Origin of the sequence: Pyxidicoccus fallax (assembly GCF_012933655.1) — a bacterium.
GTDB lineage: Bacteria > Myxococcota > Myxococcia > Myxococcales > Myxococcaceae > Myxococcus > Myxococcus fallax.
The window spans coordinates 1-14,086 of sequence record NZ_JABBJJ010000054.1 but is presented as its reverse complement, the minus strand read 5'-3'; the positions used below and the strand labels follow the sequence as shown (position 1 = coordinate 14,086).

General features: G+C 70.6%; 13 protein-coding genes. 5 read left to right on the top strand and 8 right to left on the bottom strand.

Annotated features, from left to right (window positions below; genetic code table 11):
- Positions 1 to 6 precede the first annotated feature (6 nt).
- Complete coding sequence (locus HG543_RS14330; RefSeq protein WP_169345312.1) at positions 7 to 633, bottom strand: phenylalanine--tRNA ligase beta subunit-related protein; 627 nt, start codon at positions 631 to 633, stop codon at positions 7 to 9.
- A 231-nt stretch (positions 634 to 864) separates the two neighbouring features.
- Here HG543_RS14330 and HG543_RS14325 point away from each other — a divergent pair, with 231 nt between their 5' ends.
- Together HG543_RS14325 and HG543_RS14320 are read left to right on the top strand one after the other, a co-directional pair.
- Positions 865 to 2,487, top strand: coding sequence for an ABC-F family ATP-binding cassette domain-containing protein (locus HG543_RS14325; protein WP_169345311.1), 1,623 nt, complete (start codon positions 865 to 867; stop codon positions 2,485 to 2,487).
- Between the two features lie 117 nt (positions 2,488 to 2,604).
- Positions 2,605 to 4,005: an amidase gene (locus HG543_RS14320; RefSeq protein ID WP_169345310.1), complete on the top strand. Its 1,401-nt coding sequence runs from the start codon at positions 2,605 to 2,607 to the stop codon at positions 4,003 to 4,005.
- Positions 4,006 to 4,537: 532 nt separating this feature from the next.
- Here HG543_RS14320 and HG543_RS14315 read toward each other — a convergent pair.
- The gene (locus HG543_RS14315; RefSeq protein ID WP_169345309.1) at positions 4,538 to 5,287 is read right to left on the bottom strand and encodes a PH domain-containing protein; all 750 of its coding nucleotides are present in this window, start codon (positions 5,285 to 5,287) and stop codon (positions 4,538 to 4,540) included.
- Positions 5,280 to 5,852 (bottom strand): PH domain-containing protein, encoded by a 573-nt coding sequence (locus tag HG543_RS14310; RefSeq protein WP_169345308.1) that lies wholly within the window; start codon positions 5,850 to 5,852, stop codon positions 5,280 to 5,282. Before HG543_RS14310 ends, HG543_RS14315 begins: the two co-directional genes overlap by 8 nt.
- Positions 5,853 to 6,038: 186 nt before the next feature.
- On the opposite strand from HG543_RS14310, the gene HG543_RS14305 reads away from it, so the two are divergent.
- Complete coding sequence (locus HG543_RS14305; protein WP_169345307.1) at positions 6,039 to 6,323, top strand: hypothetical protein; 285 nt, start codon at positions 6,039 to 6,041, stop codon at positions 6,321 to 6,323.
- Between the two features lie 50 nt (positions 6,324 to 6,373).
- Here the strand turns inward: HG543_RS14305 and HG543_RS14300 are convergent, their stop codons facing one another.
- From HG543_RS14300 to HG543_RS14290, 3 genes are all read right to left on the bottom strand, one after another.
- Positions 6,374 to 7,813 carry an aldehyde dehydrogenase family protein gene (locus HG543_RS14300; protein WP_169345306.1) on the bottom strand — a complete coding sequence of 480 codons (1,440 nt, stop codon included), beginning with the start codon at positions 7,811 to 7,813 and terminating at the stop codon, positions 6,374 to 6,376.
- Between the two features lie 65 nt (positions 7,814 to 7,878).
- The gene (locus HG543_RS14295) at positions 7,879 to 9,327 is read right to left on the bottom strand and encodes an aldehyde dehydrogenase family protein (RefSeq protein ID WP_169345305.1); all 1,449 of its coding nucleotides are present in this window, start codon (positions 9,325 to 9,327) and stop codon (positions 7,879 to 7,881) included.
- A 52-nt stretch (positions 9,328 to 9,379) separates the two neighbouring features.
- Positions 9,380 to 10,054 carry a TetR/AcrR family transcriptional regulator gene (locus HG543_RS14290; protein WP_169345304.1) on the bottom strand — a complete coding sequence of 225 codons (675 nt, stop codon included), beginning with the start codon at positions 10,052 to 10,054 and terminating at the stop codon, positions 9,380 to 9,382.
- A 116-nt stretch (positions 10,055 to 10,170) separates the two neighbouring features.
- Between HG543_RS14290 and HG543_RS14285 the strand changes: the two genes are divergently transcribed.
- Both HG543_RS14285 and HG543_RS14280 read left to right on the top strand, forming a co-directional pair.
- Positions 10,171 to 10,797 (top strand): phospholipase D-like domain-containing protein, encoded by a 627-nt coding sequence (locus HG543_RS14285; protein WP_169345303.1) that lies wholly within the window; start codon positions 10,171 to 10,173, stop codon positions 10,795 to 10,797.
- A gap of 40 nt (positions 10,798 to 10,837) precedes the next feature.
- Positions 10,838 to 12,175, top strand: coding sequence for a sensor histidine kinase (locus HG543_RS14280; RefSeq protein ID WP_246357016.1), 1,338 nt, complete (start codon positions 10,838 to 10,840; stop codon positions 12,173 to 12,175).
- Between the two features lie 111 nt (positions 12,176 to 12,286).
- Here HG543_RS14280 and HG543_RS14275 read toward each other — a convergent pair whose 3' ends face one another.
- Positions 12,287 to 13,114, bottom strand: coding sequence for a helix-turn-helix domain-containing protein (locus HG543_RS14275; RefSeq protein ID WP_169345342.1), 828 nt, complete (start codon positions 13,112 to 13,114; stop codon positions 12,287 to 12,289).
- A gap of 80 nt (positions 13,115 to 13,194) precedes the next feature.
- A partial coding sequence (locus HG543_RS14270) for a fatty acid desaturase family protein (RefSeq protein ID WP_169345302.1) occupies positions 13,195 to 14,086 on the bottom strand: 892 nt, incomplete at its 5' end.

The following is a 14,086-nucleotide window of genomic DNA, read 5'->3' as shown; positions in this document are numbered from 1 at the left end:
GGGTGCTCAGGAGAGCCGCTCCACGGTGGCGCCCGCGCGCTCCAGCAGTTCGCGGTACCACGCGAAGGCGCGAGCGGTGCGGTCCCCCAGGCCCTTGGCGCCCCACAGCACGGTGAGCGTGCGCCGCGTCTCCGCGTTCGTCTTCGTGCGCTGCGCGTCCTTCACGGCGTTGGCGCAGGGGCCCTCCGCGTCGAAGAGGCACAGCAGCCCTTCCAGGTCGATGCTCTGCCCGGACGCGTTGAAGACGTACTGCGAGCCCGCCGGGGCGATGCCGATGCGGAAGGGCGCCTTCGCGCGGTCCAGGTCCACCACGCTGATGGGCAGGCCGCTGTGCAGGGACACGGCGTTGCAGGCATCCACGGCGGTGTTGATGGAGCCGAGCGAGCCGTCGCCCGACGCGCGCACGAGGTACTCGGAGGCGGGCTTGCCGCGTCCGGTGGGCTTGTAGCCGCCGTGGCGGAGCATGTCGCGCACGGTGCCGCGCACGGCATCGTCGCTGGACAGGGGCGCCGAGGCGCCGGGCTTGAGCAGGGCCACCAGCCAGTCCGGCGAGGGCAGCGAGCCCAGCGGCGCGGGAAACACGGTGGTGAAGGCCAGGGCGTCCAGGGACGGATGCGGGTCGACGGTCAGCACGTCGGTCACTCTACGACACGCGGCGCGGCCCGGGGACCCGCCGCCCCTGGGAATGTGGAGAGTCCATCGAAGCCCGGGCCTGGTACGCGCCTCGGGCATGTCACCGGGAGCCCGTCCGGCCGCCTGCCCCCGGAAAGGGAATTCCTCGCCCGGGGGTTCGGAACACTCTTCACGGGGCGCCTCCCATGGCATAAGGGCGCCGCAACCGCATCCGGGCTCCCTCGAACGCACATGATTCGTCTCGACAACATCGGCAAGCAGAACGGCCAGCAGATTCTCTTCATCGAGGCCTCCGCGGCGCTCCACAAGGGGGAGAAGGTCGGCCTCGTGGGTCCCAACGGCGCCGGCAAGACGACGCTGTTCCGGATGATTACGGGCCAGGAGCAGCCGGACGAGGGCCAGGTCGCCGTCGACCGTGGCGTCACCATCGGCTACTTCAGCCAGGACGTGGGCGAGATGAAGGGCCGCAGCGCCGCCTCCGAGGTGATGGACGGCGCCGGCCCCGTCAGCACCGTGGCCGCCGAGCTGAAGGCGCTCGAGGCCGCCATGGGCGATCCGGACCAGTCGGACAACATGGAGAAGCTCGTCGAGCGCTACGGCGTGGTGCAGGGGCGCTTCGAGGAGCTGGGCGGCTACGCCCTGGAGGGCCGCGCGCGGGAAATCCTCGCGGGCCTGGGCTTCAGCCAGGAGATGATGGACGGCGACGTGGGCGCGCTGTCCGGCGGTTGGAAGATGCGCGTGGCGCTGGCCCGCATCCTCCTGATGCGCCCGGACGCGATGCTGCTCGACGAGCCCAGCAACCACCTGGACCTGGAGAGCCTCATCTGGCTGGAGGAGTTCCTCAAGGGCTACGAGGGCGCGCTGCTGATGACCTCGCACGACCGCGAGTTCATGAACCGCATCGTGAACAAGGTCATCGAAATCGACGCCGGCTCGCTGAACACGTACACGGGCAACTACGACTTCTACGAGCAGCAGCGGGCGATGAACGAGAAGCAGCAGCAGGCGCAGTTCGAGCGCCAGCAGGCCATGCTCGCCAAGGAGCTGAAGTTCATCGAGCGGTTCAAGGCCCGCGCCTCGCACGCCGCGCAGGTGCAGAGCCGCGTGAAGAAGCTGGAGAAGATTGAGCGCGTGGAGCCGCCCAAGCGCCGCCAGACGGTGATGTTCGAGTTCCAGCCGGCGCCGCGCTCGGGCGAGGACGTGGTCAGCCTGAAGAACGTGTGCAAGGCGTACGGCAAGCGGACCATCTACGACGGGCTGGACTTCCTGGTGCGCCGCACGGAGCGCTGGTGTGTCATGGGCGTCAACGGCGCGGGCAAGTCCACGCTGCTGAAGCTGGTGACGGGCTCCACGCAGCCGGACGAGGGCACGGTGGCGCTCGGCGGCAGCGTGAAGATGGGCTACTTCGCGCAGCACGCCATGGACCTCTTGGACGGCGAGCGGACGGTGTTCCAGTCGCTGGAGGACGCGTTCCCCCGCGCCGGGCAGGGCTCGCTGCGCGCGCTGGCCGGCTGCTTCGGCTTCTCCGGCGACGAGGTGGAGAAGAAGTGCCGCGTGCTGTCCGGTGGCGAGAAGGCCCGACTGGTCATGGCGAAGATGCTCTATGACCCGCCGAACTTCCTCGTGCTGGACGAGCCCACCAACCACCTGGACATGGCGACGAAGGAGATGCTCATCACCGCGCTGTCCCGGTACGAGGGCACGATGCTGTTCGTCTCGCACGACCGGCACTTCCTCGGTGCGCTGTCCAACCGCGTGCTGGAGCTGACGCCCGAGGGCATCCACCAGTACGGCGGCGGCTACACGGAGTACGTGGCGCGCACGGGCCACGAGGCCCCCGGCCTGCGGAACTGAGCCGGGTGTTCGTAGTTCCTCCGAGGCCCGCGAGCCTCGGAGGTCGCTGTCGAGGGAGCGGCCAGGACCGCGCTTCGGCGCGAGACCACGGGTGAAGGGCGCGGTAGGAAGAGGCCCATGACAGAACTGGCGTCCCTGGCCCGTCTCGACGGCATCGCGCAAGCGGAGCTGTGTGCCCGGGGAGAGGTATCGGCGGAGGAGTTGTTCGAAGCGTGCCTGGCGCGCATCGACGCGCTGAACCCGCTGCTGCGGGCGGCCGTCACCGTCGCGCGCGAGCGTCCCGAGCCCGCCAGCAGGGGCCTATTCTCCGGCGTGCCGTTCCTGGTGAAGGACGCCATGGCATGGCCGGGGCTGCGCTGGTCCATGGGCTCGCGGCTGTATGCGGGCAACGTCGCCCAGCGGCAGACGCCCTATGGGCGGCGGCTCGAGGAGTCGGGACTCGTGTGCGTCGGGAAGAGCGCGACGTCGGAGTTCGGCCTGCTCTGCGGCACCGAGACGCTGCTCGAAGGCGTGACGCACAACCCCTGGAATCTCTCCTGCTCCGCCGGAGGCTCGTCCGGCGGCAGTGCGGCGGCCGTGGCCGCGGGACTCGTTCCGCTCGCGCACGCCAATGACGGCGGCGGCTCCATCCGCGTCCCCGCGTCGGCGTGCGGGGTCTTCGGCTTCAAGCCCAGCCGAGGGCGCACGGTGCCGGCGAGCTTCGGCACCTCGGACTTCGGGGACATGACGAGCGACCACTGCATCAGCCGCTCGGTGCGCGACAGCGCGCTGTTCCTGTCGCTGACGGAGGACCGCTCGGGCGGGACGCCCATCGGCTTCGTGCGCGAACCGATTGCACGCCGGCTGCGGATCGCGACGTGGACGCGCACGATGATGGGCGGGGAGCCGGAGCCCGCGGTGCGCCGCGCTCACGAGGAAACGGTGACGCTGCTCCGGGACCTGGGCCACGAGGTAGAGGACGTCGCGCCACCCGGGTTCGACAGCCTCGCGCTGGGCGAGGCGTTCTTCCTCGTCGCGGGTGCGGCTGTCGCCGGCATCGTCGACACGGTGGACCGGACGCGCGACGAGCCCGTGCAGCGCGATGAGCTGGAGCCGTTCACCTGGGTGCTGGTGGAGGACTTCCTCGCGCGGGGACCCGACGCGCTGCCTCAGGCTCGCACCACCTTCGCGCGAGCGGTGCGCGCCTATCAGGAGGCGACGCGCGGCTACGACGTGGTGCTCACGCCGACAGTGGCCTCCGAGCGGTGGAGCATCGGGCACCTGTCGCCGGTGCTCGGACGCGAGGAACTGGTCCGCCGCACGGCGCGCATCAACGGCTACGCGCCGCTTTGCAATATCGCGGGCAGCCCGGCGATGTCCGTGCCGCTGCACTTCCCGGATGGCGGTGTTCCCATCGGCACGCACTTCGCGGCCGCGCCAGGCTCGGATGCGCTGCTCCTGGGGCTCGCGTACCAGCTCGAACAGGCGCGCCCGTGGAAGGACCGCTGGCCGCCCTATTCGGTTCCCGCTCTCTTCTGATTCCAAGACGCGAATGGGCCCTGCGGCGGAGCCATCTCGGCTCTGCTGTGGCGGGCAGCGGTGGCTGCTGCGTGTTCGGAATGCCCGAAGTCAGAGGGAGCACGCCATGTCAGGCCCTGCCCGGAACGGAAGCTCCATTCCGCACGGCCCTGCCGGGGTCTCCGGCTTTCCTGGCCTACCGAGTCCCTCGGCCGCCTCGTGGAACGGAAGCTCCATTCCGCACCGGGCCGCCGGGACCTCCGGCTTCCCTGGCTTACCGAGCCCCTTGGCTCCAACGCGGAACGGAAGCTCCATTCCGCACGGGGCCGCTGGGACCTCCGGCTCCCCTGGTCTACCGAGCCGCTCGGTCGCCGCGCGGAACGGAAGCTCCATTCCGCACGGCCTTGCCGGAACCTCTCCGGTCCGCGGCCAGAGGACGCGATATCCGGTCGCCGGAAGCGGGTTCCTGGGGCCTCGCCCGGTGCGGGACGCGAGGGCAGGGTGCCCGGGCGTCGATCTTTCGCGTGGTACGGACTCCAGCCCGAGATGAGGGCTACCGGGGCTGGCGCGGCGGCATCGCTCCTCGGAGTGCCCGCATCTCGGTAAGCAACTCCGTGGCGGCCTCCAGCGCGGCGGTGGATGTTCCGGCGGGCTCGACGGGTTCCTCCGGAGCGTGCTCCCCCAGGCCCGTATCGCGGTGCAGCCGCACGCGGGCGAGGATGACGTCGCGAATCTCCGCGGCGTTGTCCACCCCGCGGAAGTACGCCTCGTGCAGGTGCTCGCGGTGGGCCTCCCCGCCCTTCGAGCCGCCGGAGCCGCCGCCTCCCGCCGTCTCCACCTTCACGTCCGCGATGCCGAAGAGGCGCTGAATCGGGTTCTGCTGGATGGACACCTGCTGGATGTTGGCGAAGGTCATCGTCTTCTCCTGGAGGGAGACGAGGCCCTCGCGTACGCGCAGGCTCCGGTCGGACAGGATGTACCAGCGGAACGCGTAGTCGAGCCGTGTGACGAGGAATCCCACGGGCAGCTGCACCAGGAAGCCCAGCAATGCGAGCCCTTCCAGCACCCACGCGATTGCATGGGACAGCGGGTAGTCCACGTGGAAGATGAATTCCCGCAAGAACAGCGCGCCCGCCACCAGGCCCGCCGCCACGCCGAGCTGCTGCACGCCCCAGCGGAGCAGCTGGTAGCGCCGGAAGGCCGGCGCCGAGCGGAAGACGCGGCCCTCGTGTCCCGAGGGAAGCCGGGGCGCGGGGGGAACCTTCAACAGGCGCAACAGCCAGGCGTGCGGGACGTCAGTCATCCTTCTTCTCCGGAGCTGGAGCCGAAACGCCCGCATCCAGGCCGAGCCGCAGCGCACGCACCTCCGCGGCGACCTCGCGCAGCGTGGCCGCGAGCGCGTCCTCTCCACCAGAAAGAGGTGTCCGCGCGGCGGCGGGTCGGTCCCGGCTCCCCCGCATCTTCGAGTAGAGGAAGTCCCTCATCGCCTCGAAGGCCTGGATGCCCTCGATGGTGATTTCCGCCTGCGCGTTGCCGCTCGCCGTCTGCACCTGCACCTTCGCCAGCCCGAGCCAGCGCTCGACGACGTTGCTGGACAGGTGGATGTCCTGGATGCGCGCGTAGGTGAGGGACACCTCGCGGCGGAAGAGGATGCCCCAGCGGACGGTGATGCCCTCCGCGTCCAGCTCGTAGCGCAGCGTCTGGAACCGGAAGAAGAGGACGAGCAGCACGATGGGGAAGCCAGGCCCCGCCATCAGTGACGTGAGGACGTAGTAGGTGAGCAGGTTGCGATGCGGGCGCAGCACGGTGGGCAGCCGCGATAGGAATGCCACCTCCGTGGTGGGCGAGGGCAGGCGCGTGTCGGTCATGTCCGGCTCACCGTGAGGACTCCCGCGAAAAGGGTCCGCTCGGGCTGTACGGCCCCGAACGGGAAGCATTTCATATTCCGTTCTGGTGGCGCGGTGTCGCGCCGCGAAATGCAACCGTGAAACCGAAGCGGGAAGATGCGCGGTCGCCGGCAACAGGGCTGGCGACTCGGTCTCAGGGAGCTCGACATGATTCAGTCGCGATTTGTCTCGGTGCGGGGTGCGTTCGTGCTGCTGGGCATGCTGTTCACCGCCGCGTGCGGGGGTCCCCTGGAGGAGGAGGGCGGCACGGCGACTCCGGAGGAGCCAGCGGTGTCCGAGGAGGTGGCCCGCCCGGAAGTCACGGGGCTCGCGTACACCTGTGGGGAGACCCAGGGCACGTGCCCGACGGGCTCCAGGTGCTGCTACCCGTGCGGAGTCCCGGACTGCCAATGGCAGTGCATGGCGGGGACCCGCTGCCCCATCATTCCGTAGGCGCCGGGAAGTCCCGCGCCCGCCGGCCTGTCCCGGCGGGTGTCTCGGGCCTACTCGAACAGCCGGCTCGCCAGCCGCGCCAGCTTCTGCGCCTTGCCCGTGTACGGCGGGAAGAACAGGTGCGCCAGCGACGTGCGCCCCTGGCGCAGCACCGCGCGCTCGTGGCTGAACGTCCGGAAGCCCGTCTCACCGTGGTACGCGCCCAGGCCGCTCTGCCCCACGCCGCCGAAGGGCAGGTGTGGGTTCGCGTTGTGCAGCACCACCGTGTTGATGCACGTGCCGCCCGCGCTCGTCTCGCGCAGCACCCGCTCCACCGTCGCCTCGTCCTGGCTGAACACGTAGAGCGCCAGCGGCTTGCCCTCCGCGCGCACGTGTCCCACCACCTCGTCGAGTGACTCGTAGCGGAGCACCGGGAGCACCGGACCGAAAATCTCCTCCTCCATGATGGGCGACTCCGGCGTCACGTCCGCGAGCACCGTGGGCGCGATGTAGCGCGTCTCCGCGTCCACCCCGCCGCCCACCACCACCCGCGCTCCCTCCGTCACCGCGCGGTCCATCAACCCGCGCACCCGCTTGAAGGCCGCGTCATCCACCAGCCGGCAGAAGTCCAGGCTCGCGCGCCGCGCCTCCTCGGACCGGCCATAGAAGCGCTCCAGCGCCTCCCGCATCGCCGCGAGCAGCGCCTCCTCCTTCGACGCGTGCACCCAGACATGGTCCGGGGCGATGCACGTCTGCCCCGCGTTGAGGAACTTGCCCCACACCACGCGCTCGGCCGTGGTCGTCACGTCCGCCGTCGCGTCCACGATGACCGGCGACTTGCCGCCCAATTCCAGCGTCACGCTCGTGAGGTGCTTCGCCGCGGCCTCCATCACCCGCCGCCCCACGCGCGGGCCGCCGGTGAAGAAGATGTGGTCGAACGGCAGCCGCAAGAGCGCGTCGCCCACCTCGGGGCCGCCCTCCACCAGCGCCACCTCGTCGTCGGGGAACGCGTCGCGAATCAGCTCCGCGAGGAAGCGCGCCGTGTTCGGCGTCTTCTCGCTCGGCTTGCACAGCACGGTGTTGCCCGCGGCCACCGCCGCCACCAGCGGCGACACCAGCAGGTTGAAGGGGTAGTTCCACGGCGCCATGACGAGCACCACGCCCCGGGGCTCGTAGCGCACGTGGCTGGAGGTGCCGGCGAGCATCAGCGGCGTCGTCACCTTCCGGGGCTTCATCCAGGCCTTCAGGTGCTTGCGGATGTACGCCAGCTCCTGCAGCACCGGCATCACCTCGGTGGCCTCCACCTCGGCGCGCGGCTTGCGGAAGTCCTGGTGGATGGCGTCCGCCAGCGCCTCGCGCCGCGCGAGGATGAGCTGCTGGAGCTTCTCCAGCCGGGCCAGCCGCTCCTTCGCGTCGCGCCGCGCCACGTCCCAGCGGCGCGCCTGGAGGCGGTCGAACGCCTCCTGTACGCCCGCTGGAATCAGCTCCTCGACCCGCTTCACGACGTGCATGGACCGGCTCCTCCCGACGGTGCGCCCTCACCCTACGAGAACACCGCCCGAACCGGCCGTCTTGCCTACTCCAACAGCCGGGTGGCGCGGGAGGCCCATTCCTGGGCCTTTCCGCGATACGGCGGGAAGAACACCGCAGCCAGCGACTTCATCCACTGAACCGTCACCGCCCGCTCGTGGCTGAAGGTCCGGAAGCCGTAGACGCCGTGGTAGTTGCCCAGGCCACTCATGCCCACCCCGCCGAACGGCAGGTTGGGGTTGGCCACGTGGATGATGACGTTGTTCACCACGGCCCCGCCGGAGGTCGTGTGCTCGAACACCTCGCGCACCGCCGCCTTGTCCTGGCTGAAGACGTAGAGCGCCAGCGGCTTCTCGCCCGCCTGGATGTGCGCGTAGACGTCCTCGCGCTTCTGGTACGTCATCACCGGCAGCACCGGGCCGAAGATTTCGCCCTCCATGATGGGCATCTTCGCCGTCACGCCGGACAGCACGGTGGGCGCGATGTAGCGCGAGGGCTCGTCCCCCTGCCCGCCCGTCTCCAGCGTCGCCCCCGCGGCCACCGTGCGGTCGACCAGGTCCTTCACCCGCCGCCAGGCCACCGGGTCCACCATCCGCGTGAGGTCCGGGCTCGCCTGCCGCTCCGTGTCCGTCTCACCGTAGAAGCGGGCGATGACGCCCTTCAGCGCGTCCAGGAAGGCGCGCTCCTTGGACGCGTGGACGAAGACGTAGTCCGGCGCCACGCACGTCTGGCCGCCGTTGATGAACTTGCCCCAGGCGAGCTGCTCGGCGGCGGCGGTGATGTCCGCCGTCTCGTCGATGATGACGGGCGACTTGCCGCCCAGCTCCAGCGTCACGCTGGCCAGGTGGCGCGCCGCGGCCTCCATCACCTTGCGGCCGATGCGTGGGTTGCCGGTGAAGAAGATGTGGTCGAAGGGCAGCTCCAGGAGCGCCTCCGCCACCTCCGCGCCGCCCTCGAACAGGGCCACCTCGTTCTCCGGGAACACGTCCTTCACCAGCCGCGCGAGGAAGCGCGAGGTGTTCGGCGTCTTCTCGCTGGGCTTGCAGATGACGGTGTTGCCCGCGGCGATGGCGGCGACGAGCGGCGCCATGAGGAGCTGGAAGGGGTAGTTCCACGGCGACAGCACGAGCACCACGCCGCGCGCCTCGTAGCGCACGTGGCTGGACGAGCCCGCCAGCAGCATGGGCGTGCCCACGCGCGTGGGCTTCATCCACGACTTGAGGTGCTTCACCGTGTGGTTCAGCTCCTCCAGCGTGGGGTGCACCTCCGTCAGCTCCACCTCCATGGCGGGCTTGCGGAAGTCCTTGTGGATGGCGTCCGCCAGCTCCGCGCGCCGGGCGAGGATGGCCTCGCGCAGCCGCTTCAGCCGGGCGATGCGCTCGGCGGCGGTGGTGCGCGACATCGTCCAGCGGTTCGCCTTCTGGGCCTCGAACGCGGCGCGGATGCGCGCGACGTCGGCCGTGGGCTGCTTGGGAGAGGAAACGGCTTCAAGCATGGGAGCGCTCCGGATACAGGGTGGGAACAGGGGTGTGGGACGAGAAGAAGCTTCAGCGGGCCTCGAGGCCGCGCAAAAGGATGACGAGGGTGGCGGTCAGCTCGGCGGTGAAGTCCACCTTCAGCGGGGCCATGTGCGGCAGCGCCAGCACCTCGCGCGTCACCGGCGCCACGTCCGCCATCTGCCGCAGGCCCGTCACCAGCACGTGCAGGTGCACGAGGAAGCGGGGGCCCTCGCCGGGCCTCAGGAAGGGGAGCCGCGCTTCCACCGTGGCGCCCAGGCGCAGCTGCGCCTCCAGCAGCCGCTCCTTGAAGCGCCGCACCTGCTCCACCGTGACGTTCTGCTCCAGCACCGTCTGCAGGAGCGTCAACAGACGCGTCAGCGACTCCTCGCCCTCCAGCGACTCCGCCACCGTGCGCGCCATCCGGGGGCCCGTCCACTCACCGGCGTCCTGCGCCAGGAGCCCCTCCAGCTTCGCGAACCACGCGAAGAGCAGGTCCTCCAGCAGGGTGAGGAACAGCGCCTCCTTGGTGGGGAAGTAGAGGAACACCGTCCCCTTCGCCAGCGCCGCCCGCTCCGCCACGTCCGCCATCTTCACGTCGCCGTACGAGGTGGACTCGTAGAGCTTCAGTGCCTCGTCGAGGATGAAGCGCCGCCGCGCCTCCTTGTCCTCGTCCTTCCGCGCCCGCTGGGGCAGGGCCCGCTTCGCCGCCGTGTTGCTGACCATGAGTCAGGTGTAGGAGGCTGCCAGCCGGCCGTCAAGTGACTTTCGGTCATTTGATGGATTCCAAAGGGGGAGGGTGGCGGCTGGCTGCCTGTATGGAGGTGTGGGAAGCTGGCGCCATGCGTCCCATCGAAGCGGAGCTCCTGTCGGGCAGCGAGCTGTACCGGGAGGTGGTGCTGGAGAAGCTGCTCCACGCGCGCGAGTCGGTGTGGATGGCCACGGCCAACGTGAAGGCGATGTACGTGGAGCAGAAGGGCCGCTTCGTCCCGCTGGTGGAGGTGCTGGACGGGCTGGCGGCACGAGGCGTGGCGCTGCGGCTGCTTCACGCGGAGCTGCCGAGCCGCCCCTTCCGCGCCGCGTTCGACGCGCGGGCGCGGCTGGTCGCCGGAGGGCTGGGGCTGAAGGTGTGCCCGCGCGTGCACTTCAAGGCGGTGGTGGTGGACGGGGCGTGGGCCTACCTGGGCAGCGCCAACCTCACCGGCGCGGGGCTGGGCGCGAAGGGTGACACGGCGCGCAATTTCGAGCTGGGCTTCGTCACCGAGGACTTCGACGTCATCGACCGGGTGACGGCCCTGTACGAGGCGGTGTGGAGCGGGGCCGAGTGCCGGACGTGCAGGCTGCGCGCGGTCTGTCCGGACCCCATCTTGCCCCCGAGTGCGAAGGTGTCGCAGAAACGGGGGACCCGAGGCGCCGAGCGGTTGGGCAAGGCCCGCCGCCTGCGACGCCACACCTCAGAGACTCGTTGAAGACGAAGGCGCGTCGCCCGCGCGTCTCCAGGAGCCCGTCTTGCGCCCGGACGTTTCCTCCCCGCCGCCGTCCACCGAGCTCGAGGGCCACCTGCGGCTGCGGCGGCGCAACTACCTGCTGTGCGCGGTGGGCGTGCTGCTGTCCGGTGTCACGCACCCGCTGATGCTCGGGAGCGTGATTCCCGAGGTGCTCGTCACCCACTTCGCCTGGAGCCTCTCCCTCGTGGTGATGGGCGTGGTGGTGGGCGCCCGGTGGATGCGTGCGTACGCGGCCAGTTCGTTCGCGGCCGTCCTGGCGCTCGTCGGGCTCCTGGTGGACATCCGCTTCTCCGGCGGCGTGCACAGCCCGTTCTTCCCGGGGCTCTACGCGGTGCCGCTCATCATCGCCGTCTTCACGCCCGGGCTCCGGCTGCCCACGCTGGTGGCCTGCGTGCTGACGCTCCTGTCCGTGCTGCTGACGTGTTGGTGGTCCGGCGCGCCCGCCCAGGTGGCGCTGTCGCAGGCGTGCTCCTTCGCCTTCGTGGCGTGGATCTCCGTCTACGGGGGCCGCACCTACCGCCGCCTGCGCGACGCGGAGCGCGAGGCGGACCGCGAGCGCGTGGAGGCGCTCCAGCGGCTGACGGAGAGCGAGCGGCTGCGCGCCCAGTCCGAGCGAAACCGCGCGGAGATGGAGCGGCTGGCGGTGGTGGGCAAGCTGGCCGCGGGCGTGGCCCACGAGGTGAACAACCCGCTGGCCTACGTGAAGTCCAACCTGGGCTTCCTGCAGGAGGAGCTGCGCGAGGCGGCGCCGGACGTGGAGGAGCTGCGGCGCGTGCTGGACGAGACGCAGCAGGGCGTGCTGCGCATCCAGCAGATTGTCACGGACCTGCGCCGCTTCTCGCGCGACACCACCGTGGAGGCCGAGGAGTCCTGCACGGTGGAGGAGGCGATGGGCGAGGCCCAGCGGCTGGCGTCGGTGCGGCTGCGCAGCCTGGGCGAGGTGGTGGCCGAGGTGGCCCCGGCGCTGCCCCGGGTGCGCGTCAGCCAGCGCCACCTCGTGCAGGTGCTGGTGAACCTGCTGCTCAACGCGGCGGACGCGCTGGAGACGGCCGCGCCCCAGCGCCCGGCGCGCATCGTCCTGCGCGCGCGCGCCATGCCCGAGGGCGTGCGGCTGGACGTGGAGGACAACGGCCCGGGCATTCCCGAGGCCGTGCTGCCGCGCCTCTTCGAGCCCTTCTTCACCACCAAGCCACCCGGCAAGGGCACCGGACTGGGATTGGCGCTGTGCCGCGAGTACCTGGCGCGCGCCGGGGGCACGCTGGCCGCGGAGAATGTCCCGGAGGGTGGGGCGCGCTTCATCCTCCGGCTGCCGGGACTGTCGGCTCGCAGCGCGGCGTGACGCCCACCCCATCCAGGTTCCGGCTCTACTTCCCCAGCGCGGAGGCCGTCGTGCGGGGCCACCTCGTGGAGGTGGGCTCGGCCTCGGCGGCGCCGGAAGCCGTGCCCACGCCTACCGTGGTGTATCGGTATCCGTGACGGCCGCCGCCGCGGCGCCGTCCTGGGAGGACGCCTCCACCCGGGAAGCCGCGGCGCGGGCGGGCACCGCCGCGTCTTCCTCCTCGGCGCGAGCGTGGCCGTTCTCCCCGGCCTCGGGCTCCAAGGGCGTCTTGCCCAGCTGCCTGTCACGCCACGCGCTGGGGGACTCGCCCATCATCTTCCGGAAGAGGCTGCTGAAGTGCTGGAGCGAGGCGCAGCCCACCTCCACCGCCACGGCGGTGAGCTTCATGTCCGTCTCCATCAGCAGCGACTGCGCCATGCGCACCTGCACGGCGTTCAGCTCCGCCTGGAACGACGTGCCCGCCTCCTTCAGCCGCCGCTGCAGCGTCCGCTCGGACATGCCCATCTCCCGGGCCACGTCCGACAGGTTCACCTCCGGCAGCTTGCCCTTCATCACCTGGTGCAGCTCGCGCAGCAACGGGGACTGGCCGGTGGCCTCCGCCACCAAATCATTCAGCTTCGACAGCAGCGGCCCCGCGACGGTGTCCGGCTGGCCCAGCCACTCCAGCGCCTGCGCCGGGTCCGAGAAGGCGCGGCTGGGGTAGGCCCCGGACAGGAGCGTGTAGAAGCCGCCCACCACCGCGCCGACGACGCCCTCCGGACGCAGCAGGGCCTGCTTCAGCACGGAGGTGCTGAAGTCCTTCTCCCGCGGCTGCATGTACTTCACCAGCACCGCGAAGGCGGACGGGTCCGCGGCCTCCAGGCGGCGTGCGTCCACCAGCGAGGCATGGGGCTTGGCGGGCGCCAGCTCCACGTCCAGCACCTGCACGAGCCGGCGCACCTGGGCCTCACCGGGGCGGCCCCAGAGGATGAAGCCGCACAGGTCCGCCGAGGCGTACCAATGGAGGAAGCCCTCCCCGACTAGGTAACGGCCGAGGGGGTCCCTGACGTAATCGTCGACTCCGGCTGCCGATCGCACGGCTCGGCAGAATAGCGCTTCACCACGCGAGCCACCCAGTAGGGATTGATGGGTGCAAGTGGGGTGATGAGGGCAGGACGTACCAGGGACGACGCGGCGAGCTCCCGGGTGACCTCCGGCAGCTCGTACCAGGGGAGCTGGGGCTTCAGGTGGTGCGCCTGGTGGTAGCCGGCGTTGAAGAAGAAGAGGTTGTACAGGCGCGAGGTGGACGTATTGCCCAGCGCGTCACGCTGGGTGGAGTCCGTCTCGAAGTGGGCCGCCACGTTGAGCCAGAGGATGCACACCTGCCCCACCAGCAGCACCGCCCACCACGTCAGCCCCAGCGCCGGACGCCAGAGGACGAGCGCCAGCAGCGTGCCGTCCACGAAGAGGAAGTCGAGCACCAGCTCCCGCCGCTGGTTGCGCTTGGATGCCTGGCGCCACACCTGGGGCACCGCCTCGAAGGGCCAGAACCAGGGCGACAGCGCCGAGCGCAGGCAATAGCGGATGGCCCCCTCGCGCGGGCGCCGCTGGCCCCAGTCCCCCGGGCCGTCGTTGTACCGGTGATGGTTGAAGTGGTGGATGTAGTAGCCCCGGTAGGGGAAGCCACAGGCCATGCCCAGCGTCCGCGACACCACCCAATGCGCCACCCGGGGGCGGGCAATGGAGACGTGCATGTGGTTGTGCAGGACGGCGTAGTTCCAGAACAGCACCGCCCAGCCCAGCACCGCCATCCCCACGCGCCCCGCCAGCCCCAGGGTGTCCCAGCTCAGGATGAAGGTGGGGAACCACACCCACCACAAGGCATGCACCGCGAGCTGCGGCAGGTCGAAGGAGGGCGGCGGGGGGCGGGCG